We start from the raw sequence: 19,601 nt of genomic DNA, 5'->3' as shown, positions 1-19,601 counted from the left end.
GCCGAGCTCTCTGTTCGAGCTGTCGAGCAGATGGGGGACACGTGACCACGAAAGATCAGAAATCGGACTCGAAGCCTGTTGATGGGGCCGAGGACGTCGAAGATGTTGTTTCGGCTGCAAAGGCGCAGGACGAGGCCGAGAGCGGTGTGAAACCGGAACCCGCGGACGCCGCCGGGGAATCCGAGGAGCCGGCGGGGTTCTTCCCCGCGGTGCCGGATTCCATCGAGCAGGTGCCGGGTGAAGGCGTGCCGCCGTTCGGTGCCGGGCCCGGGCAGCCGGGGCCGTTCGCCGGGCCGGGGTACGGGCCGGGCGATATGCCGAATCCCTTCTCCGCCGGGCCGAATGGGCCGGGCGAGGGTCCGAATCCGTTCGCCGCCGGACCGGGCGGGCCTGGCGAGGGGCCGAATCCGTTCGCGCCGACCGGTGGGCCGTTCCCGCAGGCCGGGCCGTACGGCGGGCCGGGGCCGTTCAATGGCGGGCCGGGGGACGGGCCGTTCGCGGGTGGGCCCAATGGGCCGTTCCCGGGAGCGCCGCAGCCGGGGTTCCCGCCGACCGGGGCGTATCCGCCGCCGGATGCGGGGCAGTTCGCGCCGCCGCCGAATTCCGGTGCGCCGGGCGCATTTCCGGGGCCGGGCGGGTCGTACGGGGAAATCCGGACCGATACGCCCTACGGTGAGGTCCGGCAGGAGATCGGCAGTGACGGCATGGTGCGGCGGGTGTTTCCCGAGCAGCCCGCCGACGCCGCCGGTGGGCAGCCGGGACAGTTCCCCGGTGGGCCGGAAAACACCGGTCCGCAAGGACAGTTCGGCGCGCCGGGCCAGCAGGGCCAGTTCGCGCCGTCCGGGGAGCAGCCGGGCGGGCCGATCTACAGCTGGTCGCCGCCGCCCGCGCAACCGCAGCCGCCGATGCAGCAGCCGGGCTTCCCGCCGGGCTGGAACAACCAGGGGCAGCCGGGATTCGGGCCGCAGCCGGGGTATGGGCAGAATCCGCCGCCGGGGCATTCGGTCAATGACCTGAACCTGCTGAAGCGGGCGCGCCGGGCGCCGCGCAGTGGCTGGCGGCGGGCCGTGCACAAGATGTCCGGCGGGTCCATCAATCCGGGCGAATCGCCGGCCGATGTGGTGTATTCGCAGCTGGTCGATCGGGTGAATCAGCCGGTGCGCGGCGACTATCGGATCGCCATCCTGTCGCTGAAGGGCGGCGTCGGCAAGACCACCACCACGGTGGGCCTGGGCTCGACGTTCTCCTCGCTGCGCGGTGACCGCGTCATCGCCATCGACGCCAACCCGGACCTCGGGACGCTCGCGCATCGCGTGCCCCGGCAGACTCGCTCCACGGTGCGAAACCTGCTGGAGGACAACCACATCAGCCGGTACTCGGATGTGCGCGCCCACACCTCGCAGGCGCCCAGCCGACTGGAAGTGCTTGCCAGCGAACAGGATCCGGCGGTTTCGGAAGCGTTCAGCGAGGCCGACTACCGCAAGGCCATCGGCATCCTGCAGCAGTTCTACAACATCATCCTGACCGACTGCGGCACCGGACTCATGCACTCGGCCATGGCCGGCGTGCTCGATATGGCCAGTTCGCTGGTGCTGGTGACCTCCCCGGCCATCGACGGGGCGCGCAGTGCGTCCGCGACCCTGGACTGGCTGGATCATCACGGCTACCACAAGCTGGTGGAGCGAACCGTGGTGGTGGTCAACGCTTCTCGCAAGGGATCGTCCACGGTGGATCTGGATCAGCTGCGCAAGCTGTTCCTGGATCGCACCCGGGCCGTGCAGGTGGTGCCGTTCGACGACCATCTGGCCGAGGGTGCGGAGATCGACCTGGAGCTGGTGTCCAAGCCGACCCGCCGGGCGTTGCTGGAGCTGGCGGCCATGGTGGCCGACGATTTCGGGTACCACGCGGCGCAGCAGGGCGGGTTCCCGCAGCAGCCGCGCTGATACGAAAAGCGAACGCCCCGCGGCTGTTTCGGCCGCGGGGCTTCTTCTGCGCGGAGTCAGCCGCGGACGAGCGGTGCGAGGGCGCGTCCGGCCAGGTCGACGACGCCCGGCTCGTGACCGTTGGTGACCAGATTGACGATGAGGCCGTCGATGCCCTGGTCCAGCACCCGGGTCTGCAATTGCTCGGCGACTTCGTCCGGGGTGCCGACGAATTGGCGATCCGCCGGAGTCTGCCGCAGTTCCTCCGCCGACAGTCCCGACAGTTCGACGCCCATGCGCGCCAGCAGTTCCGCCTGCGTCTTGCGCGCCCGGTCGCCGTCCTCGTCCACGATGACGAACGCCAGGAAGCTGGTCTCCAGGGTCTCCGGAGCCCGCCCCGCCTCGTCCAGCCGGGCCTGCAGCGCCTCCACCTTGCGCGGCAGTTCGGAAGCGTTGCAGATGATGTTCAGATGGTCGGCGAATCGCGCCGCCAGCGCGAACGTCTTCTTCTCCCCGCCGCCGCCCAGCAGAATCGGCAGATCATCGCGCACGCGCGGCTCGTTGAGCGCGTTCTCGGTCCGATACCAGCGCCCCTCGAACGTCGGCTGCTCGCCGCGCAGCATCGGCTGAATGATCTGCAACGCTTCTTCCAGCCGCGCGAACCGTTCGGTGAACGTGCCGAATTCGAACCCGTAAGCCTGATGCTCCAGCTCGAACCACCCCGCGCCGATCCCGAGCACAGCCCGGCCCCGGCTCACCACATCCAGCGTGGTCACGGTTTTCGCGGTGAGCGCCGGATTCCGGTACGTATTCCCGGTGACCAAGGCGGACAGCTGAATTCGCTCGGTCGAGGCGGCCAATCCGGCCAGCGCGGTGTACGCCTCCAGCATCGGTTCCCCCGGCGCACCGAGCAACGGCAGCTGATAGAAGTGATCCATCACGAACGCGGCATCGAACCCCGCCGCTTCGGCCTCCCGCGCCTGCGCGACCACCGCGGGAAACAGGTCGGCCGGCGCCACTCCGTAGGAGAAATTAGGCATCTGATATCCGAGGCGAATGCTCATAGCGCCACGGTATGACCTGGAGTGCACTCCAAGTCAAGAGCCGCGCCGCACCGCCGAAAACGCGGCATAATTCGCAAACGACCTGATCATGACGGCCGGGGGAACCGTCGCGACAAGGGGCATTCGGATGTCGGATCAAGACGATCGATCGGCTGTGCCGTGCAAATCGGCCCCGCTGTTCCTGGCCGGAATCGGTGCGGCCATGTTCTCCGGGTCGCGATCGCGGGCGTCTTGCGTGCTGGCCGCCCGGTGCGGGACGGAGTGACGCCGGCCTATTTTCCCGGCGCACGGCCCGTCACTCGGCGGGCGGCGGCTTGGAAGGCCGCGATGACGGTGGCGACGGCGGGGCGGTTCTCGGCGTGCGGGCGGGTGGCGAGGTCGTAGAGGCGGGCGGCGCGGACGCCCGCCAGGCGGAGCACGACCAGGTCGGGGTGGCGGACGGCGTAGCGGGGCATGAGGGCGACGCCGTAGCCGGAGGCGACCAGGGCTTCGATCACACTGAACTCGTTGAGCCGCTGCACGATTCGCGGTTGTACACCGGTGACGGTGGCGATGGAGCGCAGCACGTCGTCGACCGGGAAGCCGCTGCGCACACTGACCCAGGTCTCGTCCGCGAGTTCGGCGGGCACCACCGCGCCATTGCGCGCCAGCCGATGATCCGGTGCGACAACCACATCGATCGGCTCGCGCATCAGCACCCGCGACGCGACGCGAGCCCCGCCGATGGACGCCGCCCGCTCGTCCCGATGCGTCAGCACCACGTCGTAATCCGCGAGCAGCCGCGGCACCTCGGACGGCGGCACATCCTCGTCCGCCGCGACGACTTCCACTCCGCTGCCGGACAATTCGGCCAGCACATACGGCAGCAGCAACGTCGCACCCGACGGAAACAACGCCACCCGAACCTGCCCCCGCGGCGACCCCCGATACGACGCCATCTCCGCCGCCGCCCGATCCATCGCAGCCAGCACTTCATCCGCCCGCACCACCAACGCCCGCCCCGCATCGGTAAGCCGCACCCGCCGCCCATCCGGCTCCAGCAACGCCACCCCGGCTTCCCGCGCAAGCACTTTCAACTGCTGCGACACCGCCGACGGCGTCATCGACAGCGCCTCCGCCACCGCGGCAACGGTCCCCCGATCAGCCAATTCCCGTAAAACACGCAACCTTTCGACCGACATTGCAGGCCCGCCGACCCGAATCTCCCCGCTGCTGCTGCCGCTGCTGGCTTGACCGGTGGAGGCTTGGCTGGTGCGCGGTGCCCCAGTGCGTATGGTGCCGCTGATCGGCTGCCGTGGTTCGGTTGCGCCGCTCGGTGATTCGGCTGCGGGCCGGTGTGCGGTTGCCGAGCTCACCCGGCGTGCGCGCGGTGGTGTCGTCTTTGCCGCGCGAGTCTGATCGGACCCTGGCCGCGCTGCCTCGGATGCTGAGATTCGACGCGGCGGCGGGGGTGCCGTGGTCTCCCGGGCGACCGCCGCGGCATGAGGGTGGGCTGCCGGCATCTGGTCGGAGGCTGCGTGATCAGGTGCGGCCGGCTCGGACCGTTCCGGTGTGCCGCCGGCGGCATGCTGCAGCGGGTCGGCTGTGCTGTCGGAAGGCGTCGGCGTCGCGGGGGTGGGTGGGGTGACCGAGGCGCGGCCGGGTGTCGTCGCTGCGAGCGCTGCCGGCGGGGTGAGTGTGGCGTTCACCGATTGCTCGTGTTCGCCGACTGTCGCAGTTCTCAGGGGTTCGGCGTGGCTCTCGAGCGGCGGCACCGATGCCGGGGTCGGCATCGGCGGAAAACCGGTCGGGCTGGGCGGCGAAGCGGCGGAGGGCGTCGTTGACGATGCGGGGGCTGGTATGGCCGAGGGCGTGCGGCCGGGCGGCGGGGCCGCGAAGTTCGGTGGTTCGGATTCGCGCGCCGGGGCTGGTCCGGGTGCGGCGGGCGTAACCGGCTTTTCTGTGGCGTCGGTGTTCCCGGTGGGGGCGGCACCGTGTCGCGGTGCCGGGGAGTGGTCGAGCTGGAGTTGGGTGGTGCCGATGCGGCGGGGAGGGCGGGGGGTGCGGGGGAGGGGAGTGTCTGTGGTGGGGGGTGCGGACTCGGGGTGCACGGGGGCGGGATCGGGAGCGGGGGACCGGTCGGGATCGGTATCGTGCGGGGAGTCCGGGTGGGGCATGATTAAGTTTTACTACATCGTTGGTGCAGAATTATTCGATTGTTCTTACCTATCGAAGTCCGCACCATCATTTGCATGACCAATCGTGATCGGGTGCTCGGGCTGGCCGTGGTGCTGTTGTGGGGGCTCAACTTTCTGGCCATTCGGGTGGGGCTCGACCACTTTCCGCCGTTCTTCTTCGCGGGGTTGCGGTTCGCGGTGATCGCGGTGCCGGTGCTGCTGTTCGTGCCGCGGCCGCAGGTGCCGTGGCGGTGGCTGCTGCTGTATGGGACCGGGTTCGGGATTCTGCAGTTCGCCTTCCTGTTCTCGGCCATGCGGGCCGGGATGCCGACCGGGCTGTCGTCGCTGGTGTTGCAGTCGTCGGCGCCGTTCACCGTGCTGCTGGGGGCGGTGTTCCTGCGGGAGAAGCTGCGGGCGGTGCAATTGGCTGGGTTGGCGGTCGCTTTGGCGGGAATGGTGATCATCGGATGGGATCGGGCGCAGCACGCTTCGCTGCTGCCGCTGGTGCTGACCCTGGCCGGCGGGCTGGGCTGGGCGTTCGGCAATATCGGATCGCGGTTGGCGGCAGCCGATTCCGAGGGGGTGAACCCGCTGCACCTGACCCTGTGGATGGCGGTGATCCCGCCGCTGCCGATGTTCGCGCTGTCCGCGCTGACCGAGGGGCCCACCACCGGCTGGCGCGATCTCGCCGATTCCTTCACCGCGTCGGGCTGGCCCGCCTTCGCAGCGTTGGCATACATCGCGCTATTGGGCACCATCGCCGGTTCGGGACTGTGGACTTACCTGATGAGCCGCTATCCGGCGGGCACGGTCGCCCCGCTGTCGCTGCTGGTGCCGGTGGTCGGGATCGCCGCCTCGTGGGCCTTCCTGCACGAGAACCCGTCGCCGTTGTCGCTGGTAGGCGCGGTGATTGTCATCGCGGGCGCGTTCACGGCCACCTCCGCGGGGCGGCGTCCGGCCGTCGCACCGGTGCCCATCGACCCGGATGCGCCGGCCCTGGCAGCCGAGCCGGAACCGGCGGAGATCGCCGCGCGCACCGGCACCCGCCTCGCAACCGCCAACTGAGCGGTCGTGAATCGGCCGCCGAATCCGTCGGCCGGTTCACAAATTCGCACCCCCAATAGACCCGCGCCTGGTTATCGCTGCCTAGGATTCCAACCGGCGTGGGAGGTAGGGAAATGGCAGGACAGCGTATGTCCGTCACGCGGCGGGCAATGCTGCGTGGCACGGTCGCGGCCGGAGCGGTGGCAGCGGGGACTCTGGCGGCCGGGACCTTGCGACCCACGCCCGCCCACGCCGAACCCGGACGCCGGGTCGCGGTGCTCGGCGGCGGCGTCGCGGGCCTCACCGCCGCCCACGAACTGGCCGAACGCGGCTTCGAGGTGACCGTCTACGAACGGCGGGCCCTCGGCGGCAAGGCCCGCAGCATTCCGGTCCCGGGCACCGGCAAGGACGGCCGCCCGGATCTGTGGGGCGAGCACGGCTTCCGTTTCTTCCCCGGCTTCTACCGCCACATTCCGGACACCATGCGGCGAATCCCGTTCGCGGGCAATGCCAATGGCGTGTGGGACAACCTGGTCGCCGCTTCGGAAGCGCGTTTCTCCCGCCGCGATGCCGACGACACCATCATTCCGATGGGCCGCGCCGGCCGCCCCTGGTCGACCCCCGACGATTTCCGGGAAACCGTCAGCTCCGCCATTTCGACCTCGGCCAAGATGCCGCAGGACGACGCCCTGTACTTCGCCAATCGCCTGCTGGTCTTCAACACCAGCTGCGATGCTCGCCGATACGGCCAGTGGGACAATATGTCCTGGCGCGACTATGTCGGCGCGGGCCGCCGCTCCACCGAATTCCGCATGCTGCTCTCGCGCACGCTGACCACGCTGCTGGTGGCCGCCAAGGACGATCTGGCCAGCACCCGCACCATCGGCAATATGGGCGAGCAGTTCCTGGGCAATCCGCTGGAAATCGGGAACGACGGCGCCCTGGACCGCTTGCTGAACGGCTCCACCAACGAGGCGTGGATCAATCCGTGGACCGCCCGACTACGCGACCTCGGCGTGAAATTCGTGAGCGCGGAAGTACAGGGGCTGGAGCTGGCCGAGCGCCGGATCACCGCCGCCCGCATCACCGACGCGTCCGGCGCGGCGCGCACCGTCGAGGCCGACTACTTCGTGACCGCGGTCCCGGTCGAGGTCGCACGCCGCTGGTGGACGCCCGAAATCCTGGAATTGCGACCGGAATTGGCGGGCATGAGCCAGCTGGTGGTGGATTGGATGACCGGCATCCAGTTCTTCCTGAAGGACTCCAGCAATATCGCGCGCGGCCATGCGGCGTACGTGGATTCGCCGTGGTCGCTGACCTCCATCTCGCAGAACCAGTTCTGGAATCGCACCCCGCTCAGCGGTTTCGGCGACGGCACCGTCAAGGACTGCCTGTCGGTGGACATCTCGGACTGGAACACCCCCGGCATCCTGTACGGCAAGACCGCCAAGGAATGCACGCACGAGGAGATCGCGCGCGAAGTCTGGGCGCAATTGCGCGCGCACCTCAACGACAAGGCCGACCTGCTGCGCGACGAGGATCTGCATTCCTGGTTCCTGGACACCGGAATCGGCTGGGACGCGGCGAACAAGCGCAATACCAATGCCGATCCGCTGCTGATCAATACCGCGGGTTCGTGGGCGCTGCGACCGGAATCGCATACCGCCGGCATCGAAAACCTTTTCCTGTCCGGCGATTACGTGCGCACCAATGTGGACCTGGCCACCATGGAGGGTGCGTCGGAGGCGGCGCGGACCGCGGTGAACGCGCTGCTCGAGGTGGCGGGATCCAATGCGGCGCGGTGCAAGACGTTCACGCTGTACCGGGCGACGGAGCTGGAACCGTTCCGGCAGCTGGACATCGCGCGGCAGGCTGCGGGGCAGCCGAACATGTTCGACGTGCCGCTGTAATTCGGCGGTGTGTCGCGGCGCGCCGGGGCGGGGTGCGCGAAGGTGCGGGATTCCGCACAATTCACTGGCGTCCCCGCCGGGTGCGCGCGTTGAATCGAAGGCATGAGCGAGATCACCGATCCGGCGGAATTACGTGAACTCCTCGGTACGCCCATGCCGCGTGCCGTGGCCAAGGAACGGATCGCGCTGCATCCGCGCGACCGCGACTGGATCGCCAACTCCCCGTTCATCGTTCTCGCCACCAGCGATGCCGAGGGCAACTGCGACGCCTCGCCCAAGGGCGACCCCGCCGGCTTCGTCCAGGTCCTGGACGACAAGACCATCGCGATCCCCGAGCGTCCCGGCAACCGCCGCGCCGACGGCTACCTAAATATCCTGAGCAATCCGCGCGTCGGCGTGCTCTTCCTCATTCCCACCCGCGGCGAAACCCTCCGCGTCAACGGCCGCGCCAAACTGGTCCGCGACGCACCGTATTTCGACGACATGGTCGTCAAGGGCCATCGCCCCATCCTGGCCATCGAGGTGGAGATCGAGCAGATCTTCTTCCACTGCGCGAAGGCCTTCCTGCGCAGCAACCTCTGGAAGCCGGAGGAGTGGCAGGAGCCGGATCTGCCCACCCAGGCCCGGTTGGTGAAGGAGCTACAGCCGAACACCCCGGAAACCGTCGAGCAGCTCGAGGAGTACTACGGCGAGATCTACCAGAACAAGCTGTACAACACCTAGATGCACGTCACGCGGCGCATCCCAATAAACTCGCGGCGTGGCAGAGACTTCGATGCGCGGAAAGCTGGCGTTGGGGGCGGCGAAGGCCGCTTCGTGGGCGTCGCGGAAGGCCGGGCGCGGTAACGGATCGATGATCGGCGGGCTGATCGCCCTGAAGATCGACCCGACGCTGATGACCCAGCTGGGACGCGGGCGGCGCACGGTGCTGATCACCGGCACCAATGGGAAGTCCACCACCACGCGGATGACCACGGCCGCGCTGCAGACGCTGGGCGATGTGGCGACGCAGGCCGACGGCGCGAACATGGATGCCGGCATCGTGTCCGCGCTCACCGCGAACCGGACCGCGCGGCTGGCGGCCATCGAGGTGGACGAGCTGCATCTGCCGCATGTGGCGGATGCGCTGAATCCGGCCGCGGTGGTGCTGCTCAACCTGTCTCGCGATCAGCTGGACCGGGTGGGCGAGATCAATATGATCGAGCGCCGGCTGCGGGCGGGGATGGCGCGGCATCCGGATGCGGTGCTGATCGCCAATTGCGATGACGTGCTGATCACCTCGATCGCCTACGACCATCCGAATGTGGTGTGGGTGGCGGCGGGCAGCGGCTGGGCGGTGGACTCCGCCAGCTGCCCGCGCAGTGGCGAGCCGATCCTGTGGGAGGGCGAGCACTGGTACAGCACCGGGGCGGATTTCAAGCGGCCCGAACCGCAGTGGCGGGTGGACGAGCACACGCTCTACGGTCCGGACGGCCTGGAACTGCCGCTGGCCCTTGCCCTTCCGGGGCGCGCCAATCGCGGTAACGCCGCGCAGGCGGTCGCCGCCGCGGTCGCGTTGGGTGCGAAGCCCGAAGCCGCGACCCGGGCCGCGGCCACGGTGCGCGAGATCGCGGGCCGCTACCGCACCGTCGAGGTGAACGGTCACACCGCGCGCCTGCTGCTGGCCAAGAACCCGGCCGGCTGGCAGGAAGCGCTGTCCATGATCGACCCCGCCGCAAAGGGTTTGGTGATCGCGGTCAACGGCCAGGTGCCCGACGGCGAGGATCTGTCCTGGCTGTGGGACGTGCGCTTCGAGCACTTCGAAGGCACCCAGGTGGTGGCCGCCGGGGAGCGCGCCACCGATCTCGCCGTGCGCCTCACCTATGCCGGCGTCGAGCACACCACGGTCGCGGATCCGTTGCGCGCCATCGCTTCCTGCCCGCCGGGCCAGGTCGAGGTGCTCGCCAACTACACCGCCTTCCGCGACCTGAACCGCGACCTGGAAGAGAAGGCCGGCGCATGAATGGTCAAGCCCGGAGGCGGCAGCGGAGTGTAACCACGCAGGGCTCCATTCAGGCGAAGAAGGAAACAGCATGAGCGAATCCACCCTCCGCATCGGTCTGGTGCTGCCCGACGTGATGGGCACCTACGGCGACGGCGGCAATGCCCTGGTGCTGCGCCAGCGCGCCCGCATGCGCGGCTACGACGCCGAAATCGTCGAGATCACGCTGCAGGACGAGGTCCCCGCCGCTCTCGACATCTACACGCTCGGCGGCGCCGAGGACTCGGCCCAGCGCCTGGCCACCCGCCACCTGCAGCGCTATCCGGGCATGCAGGAGGCCGCCGGCCGCGGCGCCCCCGTCCTCGCCATCTGCGCCGCCATCCAGGTCCTCGGCCACTGGTACGAAACCTCGTCCGGCGAGCGCGTGGACGGCGTCGGCCTCATCGACGTCACCACCTCCCCCCAGGACAAGCGCGCCATCGGCGAGGTCGCCACCCAGCCCATCATCCCCGGCCTCACCCAGCCCCTCACCGGCTTCGAAAACCACCGCGGCGGAACCAAACTCGGCGGCGAGGCCACCGGCCTGGCCCGCGTCACCAAGGGCGTCGGCAACGGCGTAGGCGACAACCTCGAGGGCGTTGTCCAAGGCTCCGTGATCGGCACCTACATGCACGGCCCCGCCCTGGCCCGCAACCCTGAACTCGCCGACCTCCTGCTGTCCCGCGCCCTCGGCGTGGATTCCCTTGCCCCCCTGAACCTCCCGGAGGTAGACCAGCTCCGCCGCGAACGCCTCCGCGCCTGACCCTCAGGCCGACAGCGTTGCTACCTCGTACTTCTGGCAGAGCGGATCTCGCGTCACGAGCGTGAGATCCTCGCACTGTGCCTGGGCGACGAGCACGCGGTCGAACGGATCTCGATGGATGAGCGGCAGTCGGCCGGCCACGATCACATGTGAATGATCGATCGGTAGCGGTACGAAGCCGCTGTCGCGCACCAGCTCGGGCAGATCCGGCGGTCCGGGGAGCTTGCCGAGCGCTTGTTTGATCGCGATCTCCCACACCGTTGCCGAGCTGACGAATACATCGGGATCATGGTCGAGCCGGTCTTTCAGGCTTGCGGACAGCTCCGGGTCGTCCAGGAGCCACCACAACACCACATGGGTGTCGAGCAACAGGCTCATGGTTGCATCCCGAAGTCTTCGGCGATGGCCGCGTTCGTTTCGTCGGAATCCCATTCGACAGGCAGGGTGAATCGGCCACGTAGGGACCCCCGCCCCGTGCGGTTGACGCGTCTCACCAGCGGGACGACCTTGGCGACGGGATGACCGGCCCGGCTGATCACGATCTCCTCGCCGTGCTCTACCCGTTCGATGATTCGGGAGAGATGGGTCTTGGCGTCATGAATGTTGAACTGCTCCGCCGCGTTGCTCGACATTTCGCCTCCTTAGCTAAGAGGTTAGTTCACCCCCATCGATCGTTGTCAGGATTCGGCATGGACGAAGGTGTCGAGGGGAGGTGCACACCGACGCAATCGGAGGTCCGGTGCTTTCGGCGTCGTGCCGCTTTCGTCCATTTCCTCCCCCTTTGGTCGATCGGTCCTGTGATCATTCACCAACCGGAACCGGGGCGCGACGTAGGTGTTGTTGGGGGCGCTGCGGACCGCTAGGCTCGCGCGCGGCCATACGTGATGAGGGAGGTGGCCTGTTGCGCAGGCGCGCCGTGTTGAAGGCTGCCGGTATTGCGGCTCTGTTGGCGGGCGCCGGATCGGGTACCGCGCTGCGCGGGGCCGGGACGGCGTCGGCGGACGTGTTGTGGAACGCGCTGTTCCAGTCGTGGGTGCCGGAAATCTTTGCGCCGCTGGCGGATCCGCCGGAGCACACCGAGGCGATCGTGATCGGCTCCGGGTTCGGGGCCGCGGTCACCGCCTTGCGGCTCGGTGAGGCCGGGGTGCGGACGACCGTGCTGGAGCGCGGGTCACGCTGGCCGAACGATCCGAACCGGGAGATCTTCACCGGGGACGACCTGCCCGACGGGCGCGGGTTCTGGCATCGCACCAACTTCACCGGCGTCACCAAGGTGACCATGCCGTTCGCGAGTTTCGGTGGCGTACTTGACGTTACGGAGTTCCCGGGCATCGATGTGTGGCGGGCGGCCGCGGTCGGCGGCGGGTCGGTCATCTTCACCGGGGCGATGGTGGCCCCGCCCAAGCACCTGTTCGACGCGGTGTTCGGCGGCGTCGTCGGCTACGGCGAACTGGACGCCGTCTACTACCCGCGGGTCCGGGACATGCTGCGGCTGAGCCCGATGCCCGGCGACATCTACAACTCGGCCCCGTTCGCGCATTCGCGGATCTGGGATCAGCAGGTGCGCGCCGCGGGATACGAACCGCAGGCCAACGATTCGATCTTCAACTGGGATGTGATCCGCGCCGAACTGGCCGGCACCTCGCGCGCCTCGGCCACCGCCTCGCGCAGCAATCTCGGCAATTCCAACGGCGCCAAGTTCGACCTCAACCAGAACTATCTGCGCTACGCCGAAGCCACCGGCAATACCGTCATCTATCCGGGCCACCGGGTGGACAGCATCGCCCAGGACGGCGCGAAATACGTCGTCACCGTGAGCAAGCTGACGCCCGCCGGGCAGATCCTCGCCACCCGCACCCTCACCTGCGACAAGCTCTTCCTCGGCGCCGGCTCGGTCGGCACCTCGGAGCTGCTGGTGCGCGCCCAGGCCACCGGCGCGCTGCGCAATCTCAACGAGCACGTCGGCGACGGTTGGGGCACCAATGGCGATGTGGTGCTGGCCCGCGGCGCCACCGGCTTGACCAGCACCGGCGGCGGCGTGCCCAGCGCCAGCCGCATCTTCGACGATTCCGGCGTACCGCTCACCCTCGAAAGCTGGTATGTCCCGGGCATTCCCGTGGATATGGCGGCCATCGCCTCGCTCGGCATGGTGCTGGATCCGACCCGCGCCCGCTTCGGCTACAACCGCGCCACCAATTCGGTCGGCCTGTCCTGGAACCGGGCCGCCCAGGATCAGGTGCTGGCGGCCGCGCGCTCGGTGGATCAGCGGATCGCCTCGCGCGGCGGGTCTTCGGTGGACTACACGCCCATCGGCTATGACGCGCAGGGCTTCTTCACCGCGCACCCGCTCGGCGGCGCGGTGCTGGGCCGGGCCACCGACGGCTACGGCCGCGTGCACGGCCACCCCGGCTTGTATGTCATGGACGGCGCCGGAATTCCGGGCAGCACGGCCACCGTGAACCCGTCGCTGACCATCACGGCCATCGCGGAACGCAATATCGAAGCCATTATTCGCGCAGGTCGTTGAGTTCATCCCCAGCACACTGTGTATTACCCCTGTGGAAATTCCGCAGGGGTGATACTGCGCATCGGGTGAAACCGCGACGCGGAATACCTCGAAAATGCCACATCCGCGGTTAAGCCTGGGCTACTACTCTGGCGAATCTGTGACTGTGGAAGGGGTCGAGGATGACCGTGACCAGCGAGCCGGACGCCGACGACGAGTTCCCGCGCAAGCCGCCCGCGCTGTGGACGGACTTCGCCATGCTCGGGCTGGCGGTCGTCTCGGTGGTGCTGGTGGTCTGGGTGACCTTCTTCCCGGTGTCGGGCCACACCTACAACGTCATCCGGGCGATCGACTACAGCATCTGCGCGATCTTCGCGGTGGAGTTCGGGCTGCGCTGGCGGCGGGCCGGCTGGAGCTGGACCTTCCCGTTCGTCTACTGGTACGAGGTACTGGGCATGATCCCGGTGACCAGCCCGTTCTTCCGCGGGTTCCGGCTGCTGCGGATCGTGGTGATCGCGGTGCGGGTGGGCCGGGTGGCCGATCGCGCGTTCGGCGACCGGGTGACGGCGGCGGTGGTGAATCGCTCGGTCGGGGTGATCGTCGATGCGGTCCGGCGGCCGGTAACCATGGCGGTGCTGGACGAGGTCGCCGAGGTGTTGCGCACCGGCCATTACACCCGGAATATCGCGAATGCCCTGGAGGAGAATCGCTCCGAACTCGACCAGATGATGCTGGAGCTGATCCGCCAGGACCCCGCCCTGGGCCGGGTCCGCTACCTGCCCTTCCACGAGGACATCATCCGCGGCATCGCCGATGCCAGTTTCCGCATGGTGTTCCAGGTCCTCGCGGATCCGCGCACCGACGAACTGGTGGCGGATGTGCTGCGCGAGAACGTGAATCAGATGCGCGAGGCGGTGCAGTCGGGCACGCGGGTGCCGGAATCCATCGATCACCGGCCCCCGCGCGCGGTGTGACCCCGCGAACGGCCCTCAGTGCCCGTGCCGGATGGTTTCCCGCGGTTCGGCGAGCGAGACCGTCTCCCAGACGATCAGGGCGGTGAGCACGGCGGCCAGCGCGCCCAGCGAGGCGAGTGCGGGCAGCGCCGTGGCGATCGGGATGAGCGCCAGCAGCACCACCGCGGCGATGATCCGCTGCACGCTGAGGTTGCCGGTCGCGTAGTGCTTGAACCCGACCAGCGCGAGCAGGTACGCCACCACGCCGCCGTAGAGCGCGTAGAGCGGGATCCCGTAGAGCGCGTCGGACAGCGTGTGATGCGATTCGTCGCCGACGTAGTTGAGCACCTTCTTGAGCCCCAGCGACAGTGCGATGACGCCCGCGATCATCGGAAAATGCCAGTAGGTGTAGCAGTTTCGCGCGATCTGGATGCGGCGTTCCCCGTGCGCGTGCTGCAGGGCGTGCTCGACATTGATCGACGCGACGTCGAAGTACGCCCACCACAGCAGGCCCGAGATGGCCAGCCCCAGCATCGATCCCACCGCGATGGGCCAGTCGATGGGCAGCCCCGACACCCCGATGCCGATGGACACGATGGATTCGCCCAGCGCGATGATGACGATCAGCCCGTACCGTTCGGCGAAGTGCTTGGCCGAGTTCAACCGCCATTCGTTGCCCGCGAACATGGTCCACAGCATGTCGCCGCCCAGCGCGGCCGCCCACAGCCCGATCTGCCAGCCGCCGTCGGTCAGCGCACCGGCGAGCAGCAGCACCGCGGAGATGGTGAGCGAGCCTGCCGCCCAGCGGATCACCTGCCCGCGCAGCTGCGCGTCATTGGCGCTGGCCAGCCAGAACGTGGCCAGGTGGATGAACCGCAGCACCAGGTAGGCGATGACGAAGACCAGCGGTGCGTACCAGCCGCCCGGCAGGTCGTGGAAGGCCTCGGGAATGGTGAGCGCGATGATGAAGGTCGCGCCCATGGCCACGAATATGGCCAGCCGCGCTATCCCCTCGTCGGCCTTGATGACATTGCCGAGCCACGAGTAGGCGATCCAGCCCCACCACAGCAGCATCAGGATGAGCAGCGCGCGCAGCATGTTCGCCGCGGTGGTCTCGTGTGCGGCGAGGTCGGTGACCATGGTGAAGGCGAAGACCACCACCAGGTCGAAGAACAGCTCCAATTGGGTCACCGAGGCGTCCTCGGTGACCGATACGACTCGGGATCGTCGCTTAGCTCCGGGCATGCTGGACATACTGCCCGGTTCGGGCGGCGAAAGGCAGTGCCCGCGTGCCGTGTTCGCGCTCGGCGTCAGACCGAGCGGTCGGCAGGGTTAGGCGGTGCCGAAGCCGGGTTCGAAATTGCCGGTGTACGGGCGCTGCCGCGAGAAGCCCTGCTGCTCGTAGGCGACCGCTTCGGGATAGGCCAGCTCGTCCGCCTCGGGCAGGCGTTCGATGCCGGTGAGGTCCTCGACGAAGGCGATGAAGTTCTCCACCACGGCTTCGCCCTCGCGCTTGGCGGTGCGCTTGAGCAGCATGCCGGGCGCGGGAATCGGCAGGTAGATCTCGGCGTGGTACCAGACCTCGGTGCCGCCGTCGGGGTGCTCGCTGATCTCGAAGAAGCCCTTGCCGCCGGCGCCGGCGGAGGATTCGGTGACGGTCCAGGAGACGCGTTCCTCGGTGCACTGGTACTCGACGACCTGGCGGTCGGGGCGGCCCATGGGGGTCGCGGTGACGTACACCCGCTTGGGGCGACCACGATTGTCCCTGGTCGCGACGCGCGCATCCTGATGGGAGGGGGACCAGTCCGGCAGCTGCTCGACCATGAGCAAAGCGTCCATCACCTGATCGGGTTCGACGTCGATGACGAACCTGTGGTCTGTTTTAGTACGCATTACCAACCCTCCAGCCTTGGCTGCCGATTGTGACCAGCGTCGCTCTGAGAGTCAACTACGTCTGGTTCGCAGCTTCCGGACCAGTAGGTTTGGAAACGTCAGCGCGTGGGTAGGACGACCGCGTCGGGTCCCGGGAAGACCAGACTCTCGCGCCCGTCGGCGAACCGCACCACATACGGCGGTTCACCGTGCGCGCCACGGACTTCCACGATCTCCGCGGTGTGATCGGGCAGTCCGACATTCCGGCCGTGCACGACAAGCCGGTCACCGACATTCGCTCGCATGATTCGAATTATTCGCCGATCGTGATGTGTGTCACAAGGGTGCGTCGACCCCGCTTCCGACCGCCCGATCCACCGCCACCCGCACCAGCTCTGCGGTCCGCTCCGCCGTGAAAATCCCTGGCAGCGTGAGCCGTTCGAGGATCAGCCAGTTCAAGGCCAGGTAGAGCAGGACCACGGTGTCGGCGTCGCCGGGCAGGCCGGACTCCAGATGATTGCGGATATTGAAGTCGAGATCGGCTTGCACGCGTTCGGTCAACAAGGCTTGCAATTCCGGCCGCCGGGTGGCCTCCAGTCGCAGTTCGAGAACCGCGAGATAGCCGGTGCGGAAGCTGGTGATGCGCTCGACGATCTCGGTCATCAATTCGACGATGGTTTCCCGGGTGCGCGGACCGTTCAGTTTGTCCATGGTCTCGTCGCTCGGGATCAGCCGCTCGTAATACCGATGCCCCGTCTGCACGAGCAGCTCGTCCCGGTTCGCGAAGTAGTTGGAGGCCGTCCCCGCGGGCACCGCCGCCTCCTTGTCTACCGCGCGAAAGGTCAAGCCGCGAGCCCCTTCCCGCGCCAGGACCTCGATCGATGCGTCCAGCAGCGCCTGCCGGCGCTCCGGGTTCGTTCTGGCCATTGACACCACTCCATCCGTAGTACTACATTCGTCCTTGTTCAAAGCACTACAGGCAGAGTACAACAGCTGAGGCGGTACGAGAATGCGAAAGCTCACCTACTTCGTCGGAATGTCGCTCGACGGCTACATCGCCGGCCCGAACCACGACATCAGCGCCTTCGATCTGTCCCCCGAGTTCCTGGCCTGGCTCGCCGCCGAATACCCCGAGACCCTGCCGGCCCACGTCTGGCCGCACTTCGGCATCGCGCCCGGCACCGCCCCCGTCCATTTCGACACCCTGGTCATGGGCCGCAACACCTACGAACCGGGACAACTGATCGGCATCGACAGCCCGTACCCGCACATGAAGACCCAATACATCGTCTCGACCACGCTCGGCGCCATCGACGCCCCCGGCGTCGAACTCGTCACCGGCGATCCGGTCTCCCTGGTCCAGCGCCTGAAAAAAGAAGAGGGCAAAGACATCTGGCTCGCCGGCGGCGGCCAGCTCGCGGCAACCCTCCTCGACGAGATCGACGACTTGATCATCAAGAGCTACCCCGTCGTCCTCGGCGCCGGCGCCAAAGCCCTCTCCGGCAACTACGACCCGAAGCAATTCACCCTCACCGCCCGCAAGAACTTCGCCAACGGCACCCAAGTCAGCTGGTTCACCCGCCCCTGACTCCCGGCTCGACCTGACCCACCAACGAACAAAGGCGGTATAGATATGCGAAACACCAAGAACCAGAACCCGGCCCCCACCTCGCGGCGGCGCTTTCCCGATCAGCCGGTGCACCCGCGCGCAGCGATGAACAAGGGCGCGTGGACCCGGCAGCACGTGCGCCGCGGGGCGCGGTAACCGCTAGCCGGCGAGGAAGGAAAGCCGCACCTGACGGTCCGGATTGTCGACGTTGAGATCGACGAAGGCCACGGACTGCCAGGTGCCCAAGGTCATTCGGCCGCCCAGTACCGGGACCGTTGCGTACGGCGGGATGAGGGCGGGCATCACGTGTGATCGGCCGTGGCCGCGGGATCCGTGGGCGTGCCGCCAGCGGTCGTCGGGTGGGAGTAGATCGCGCAGGGCCGCCAGTAGGTCCTCGTCGCTGTGTGCGCCCAATTCCATGATCGCGATACCGGCTGTGGCGTGCGGTACGAAGACGTGGAGCAATCCGTCGTTTCCGTCGGCTACCGCGTCGAGGAACTCGGCGCAGCGGGGCGTGAGGTCGTGGACCACCTCGCGGCGGCCGGTGGTGATATCGATCAGTGTGCTTCGCATCGGGGCCTCCCGGGCGGGCGATCGTTGGGTGTCAAGGGGTTTCGCGGAGCAGGGCGGTGACGCGGACGGAGGTTTCGTGCAGGCGGTGGAAGACGTCCAGTAGGACTTCCATCTGTTCGACGGTGTAATCGCCCATCACCTTGCCGAATTCGCGGGCCAGGATCTCGTAGTGCGGGGCGATGTCGTTCACCCGCTCCTCGCTGACGCTGACGATGACGCGCCGGCGGTCGCCGGCGTCGTGCTCGCGGCGCACGTAACCGGCTTTCAGCAGGCGATCGATCATGCGGGTGACGGCGCCGGTGGTGAGGCCGGTGCGCTGGGCGAGCTCGCCGGCGGTGGCGGGGCCGTCCAGGCGCAGCAGGTTCAGGCAGCGCAGGTCGGTGACGTGCAGGCCGAGCCGGTCGGCGACGGCCTGGTGCACCATCACCGAGTCGGTGGCGCTGCGCTGGGCGGCGAGCGTCAGCGCCCGGCCCAGCTGGTCGTGTTTCTTCGTCATCGCTTGACAGTTTAGTCTGCGCCGCGCAATCTCTTACTGAGTCAACTATTTACTGATTCAGTAGATGAACGGATCAGGCAAATCCCAGGGGAGGGATGTCATGACCACACCGCAGATCACCGACGAAGCCGCCGTGCGTGCGCTTTTCGAGCACGTCAACCAGGCGTGGGCCGATGGCGACGCGCACGCCTATGCCCAGGCCTTCACCGCCGACGCCGACTACGTCACCTGGATGGGCACCCACACGCGCGGGCGGGCAGCCATCGAGGCCACGCACGCGCCGCTTTTCGCCAAATATCTGAAGGGCACCCATCTCGATGGCGAGATCACCTCGGTGCGCTTCCTCACCCCGGACGTGGCGGTGGTGCACGGCCGCGGCGCGGTGGTGAAGGGCCGGAAACGCCGGGGCCGCTTCAATACGAAGGTGACCGTCTTCGTGGCGGTGCGCCGGGACGGCGAGTGGCTGTTCGACGTCTTCCACAACACCAAGCACCACTACCTACTGGAAACCCTTACCGCCAAGTTCGATTCGGGTAGCGGCGGCACTGTGACCAGTCACTGAGGAGGTAGGCGCAAATCCGGTGGACCTGCACCGGTAACCTTGGGGGTCGGTAGCAGCAGTTTGTCGATCTTGGAGGATTCCCGCCGTGGCTCTCGTCGTTCAGAAGTACGGAGGATCCTCGGTCGCCACCGCCGAGCGCATCCGCAGGGTC

The 19,601-nt window shown here is 67.9% G+C and carries 22 protein-coding genes; 12 read left to right on the top strand and 10 right to left on the bottom strand.

What is annotated here, in order from left to right; translation table 11 throughout:
- The first annotated feature begins 41 nt into the window (after positions 1 to 41).
- Positions 42 to 1,943: a MinD/ParA family ATP-binding protein gene (locus NY1_RS32805; RefSeq protein WP_157762602.1), complete on the top strand. Its 1,902-nt coding sequence runs from the start codon at positions 42 to 44 to the stop codon at positions 1,941 to 1,943.
- A gap of 56 nt (positions 1,944 to 1,999) precedes the next feature.
- Here NY1_RS32805 and NY1_RS32800 read toward each other — a convergent pair whose 3' ends face one another.
- Both NY1_RS32800 and NY1_RS32795 read right to left on the bottom strand, forming a co-directional pair.
- Positions 2,000 to 2,986: an LLM class F420-dependent oxidoreductase gene (locus NY1_RS32800; protein WP_067721041.1), complete on the bottom strand. Its 987-nt coding sequence runs from the start codon at positions 2,984 to 2,986 to the stop codon at positions 2,000 to 2,002.
- 272 nt (positions 2,987 to 3,258) lie between these two features.
- Positions 3,259 to 4,167 (bottom strand): LysR family transcriptional regulator, encoded by a 909-nt coding sequence (locus NY1_RS32795; protein WP_067721040.1) that lies wholly within the window; start codon positions 4,165 to 4,167, stop codon positions 3,259 to 3,261.
- 1,050 nt (positions 4,168 to 5,217) lie between these two features.
- Here NY1_RS32795 and NY1_RS32790 point away from each other — a divergent pair.
- The 5 genes from NY1_RS32790 to NY1_RS32770 all read left to right on the top strand — a co-directional run bounded on the left by NY1_RS32790 (position 5,218) and on the right by NY1_RS32770 (position 10,879).
- Positions 5,218 to 6,207, top strand: a complete 990-nt coding sequence (locus NY1_RS32790) for an EamA family transporter (protein WP_067721039.1) — start codon at positions 5,218 to 5,220, stop codon at positions 6,205 to 6,207.
- 113 nt (positions 6,208 to 6,320) lie between these two features.
- The gene (locus NY1_RS32785) at positions 6,321 to 8,096 is read left to right on the top strand and encodes a hydroxysqualene dehydroxylase (RefSeq protein ID WP_067721038.1); all 1,776 of its coding nucleotides are present in this window, start codon (positions 6,321 to 6,323) and stop codon (positions 8,094 to 8,096) included.
- 102 nt (positions 8,097 to 8,198) lie between these two features.
- Positions 8,199 to 8,819 (top strand): pyridoxamine 5'-phosphate oxidase family protein, encoded by a 621-nt coding sequence (locus tag NY1_RS32780; protein ID WP_067721037.1) that lies wholly within the window; start codon positions 8,199 to 8,201, stop codon positions 8,817 to 8,819.
- 52 nt (positions 8,820 to 8,871) lie between these two features.
- Entirely contained in the window at positions 8,872 to 10,098 is a 1,227-nt protein-coding gene (locus tag NY1_RS32775) for a Mur ligase family protein (protein WP_067721036.1), read from the top strand.
- 70 nt (positions 10,099 to 10,168) lie between these two features.
- Positions 10,169 to 10,879 (top strand): type 1 glutamine amidotransferase, encoded by a 711-nt coding sequence (locus tag NY1_RS32770; RefSeq protein WP_067721035.1) that lies wholly within the window; start codon positions 10,169 to 10,171, stop codon positions 10,877 to 10,879.
- 3 nt (positions 10,880 to 10,882) lie between these two features.
- Here NY1_RS32770 and NY1_RS32765 read toward each other — a convergent pair whose 3' ends face one another.
- Positions 10,883 to 11,257 carry a type II toxin-antitoxin system VapC family toxin gene (locus NY1_RS32765; protein ID WP_067721034.1) on the bottom strand — a complete coding sequence of 125 codons (375 nt, stop codon included), beginning with the start codon at positions 11,255 to 11,257 and terminating at the stop codon, positions 10,883 to 10,885.
- Complete coding sequence (locus tag NY1_RS32760; RefSeq protein ID WP_067721033.1) at positions 11,254 to 11,511, bottom strand: type II toxin-antitoxin system Phd/YefM family antitoxin; 258 nt, start codon at positions 11,509 to 11,511, stop codon at positions 11,254 to 11,256. The genes NY1_RS32765 and NY1_RS32760 overlap by 4 nt, the downstream gene beginning before the upstream one ends.
- Positions 11,512 to 11,780: 269 nt before the next feature.
- Between NY1_RS32760 and NY1_RS32755 the strand changes: the two genes are divergently transcribed.
- Positions 11,781 to 13,406, top strand: a complete 1,626-nt coding sequence (locus tag NY1_RS32755) for a GMC oxidoreductase (RefSeq protein WP_067721032.1) — start codon at positions 11,781 to 11,783, stop codon at positions 13,404 to 13,406.
- Between the two features lie 161 nt (positions 13,407 to 13,567).
- Entirely contained in the window at positions 13,568 to 14,359 is a 792-nt protein-coding gene (locus NY1_RS32750) for a hypothetical protein (protein WP_067721031.1), read from the top strand.
- 15 nt (positions 14,360 to 14,374) lie between these two features.
- Here NY1_RS32750 and NY1_RS32745 read toward each other — a convergent pair whose 3' ends face one another.
- The 4 genes from NY1_RS32745 to NY1_RS32730 form a co-directional block, all read right to left on the bottom strand.
- Positions 14,375 to 15,583 (bottom strand): low temperature requirement protein A, encoded by a 1,209-nt coding sequence (locus NY1_RS32745; RefSeq protein WP_067721097.1) that lies wholly within the window; start codon positions 15,581 to 15,583, stop codon positions 14,375 to 14,377.
- An 87-nt stretch (positions 15,584 to 15,670) separates the two neighbouring features.
- The gene (locus NY1_RS32740; RefSeq protein ID WP_084535782.1) at positions 15,671 to 16,231 is read right to left on the bottom strand and encodes an SRPBCC family protein; all 561 of its coding nucleotides are present in this window, start codon (positions 16,229 to 16,231) and stop codon (positions 15,671 to 15,673) included.
- Positions 16,232 to 16,329: 98 nt separating this feature from the next.
- Positions 16,330 to 16,515, bottom strand: a complete 186-nt coding sequence (locus tag NY1_RS32735; RefSeq protein WP_067721029.1) for a DUF1918 domain-containing protein — start codon at positions 16,513 to 16,515, stop codon at positions 16,330 to 16,332.
- Positions 16,516 to 16,546: 31 nt separating this feature from the next.
- A complete protein-coding gene (locus NY1_RS32730; RefSeq protein ID WP_067721028.1) occupies positions 16,547 to 17,137 on the bottom strand; it encodes a TetR/AcrR family transcriptional regulator in 591 nt (196 codons plus the stop codon).
- 82 nt (positions 17,138 to 17,219) lie between these two features.
- On the opposite strand from NY1_RS32730, the gene NY1_RS32725 reads away from it, so the two are divergent.
- Together NY1_RS32725 and NY1_RS45225 are read left to right on the top strand one after the other, a co-directional pair.
- Positions 17,220 to 17,798 (top strand): dihydrofolate reductase family protein, encoded by a 579-nt coding sequence (locus NY1_RS32725; protein ID WP_067721027.1) that lies wholly within the window; start codon positions 17,220 to 17,222, stop codon positions 17,796 to 17,798.
- 45 nt (positions 17,799 to 17,843) lie between these two features.
- Complete coding sequence (locus tag NY1_RS45225) at positions 17,844 to 17,975, top strand: hypothetical protein (protein ID WP_267888474.1); 132 nt, start codon at positions 17,844 to 17,846, stop codon at positions 17,973 to 17,975.
- 3 nt (positions 17,976 to 17,978) lie between these two features.
- Here NY1_RS45225 and NY1_RS32720 read toward each other — a convergent pair whose 3' ends face one another.
- Positions 17,979 to 18,392 (bottom strand): secondary thiamine-phosphate synthase enzyme YjbQ, encoded by a 414-nt coding sequence (locus tag NY1_RS32720; protein WP_067721026.1) that lies wholly within the window; start codon positions 18,390 to 18,392, stop codon positions 17,979 to 17,981.
- 31 nt (positions 18,393 to 18,423) lie between these two features.
- Positions 18,424 to 18,888: a MarR family winged helix-turn-helix transcriptional regulator gene (locus NY1_RS32715; protein WP_067721025.1), complete on the bottom strand. Its 465-nt coding sequence runs from the start codon at positions 18,886 to 18,888 to the stop codon at positions 18,424 to 18,426.
- Positions 18,889 to 18,988: 100 nt separating this feature from the next.
- Between NY1_RS32715 and NY1_RS32710 the strand changes: the two genes are divergently transcribed.
- Together NY1_RS32710 and NY1_RS44850 are read left to right on the top strand one after the other, a co-directional pair.
- A complete protein-coding gene (locus NY1_RS32710) occupies positions 18,989 to 19,450 on the top strand; it encodes an SgcJ/EcaC family oxidoreductase (RefSeq protein WP_067721024.1) in 462 nt (153 codons plus the stop codon).
- Between the two features lie 85 nt (positions 19,451 to 19,535).
- Positions 19,536 to 19,601, top strand: a 66-nt coding sequence (locus NY1_RS44850) for a hypothetical protein (RefSeq protein ID WP_233434591.1), incomplete at its 3' end; no start/stop codon positions are given.

The organism is Nocardia yamanashiensis NBRC 100130 (genome assembly GCF_001613325.1).
Classification (GTDB): domain Bacteria; phylum Actinomycetota; class Actinomycetes; order Mycobacteriales; family Mycobacteriaceae; genus Nocardia; species Nocardia yamanashiensis.
Note: the sequence above shows the minus strand (reverse complement) of the source record. Positions and strands in the feature narration are given on the sequence as shown.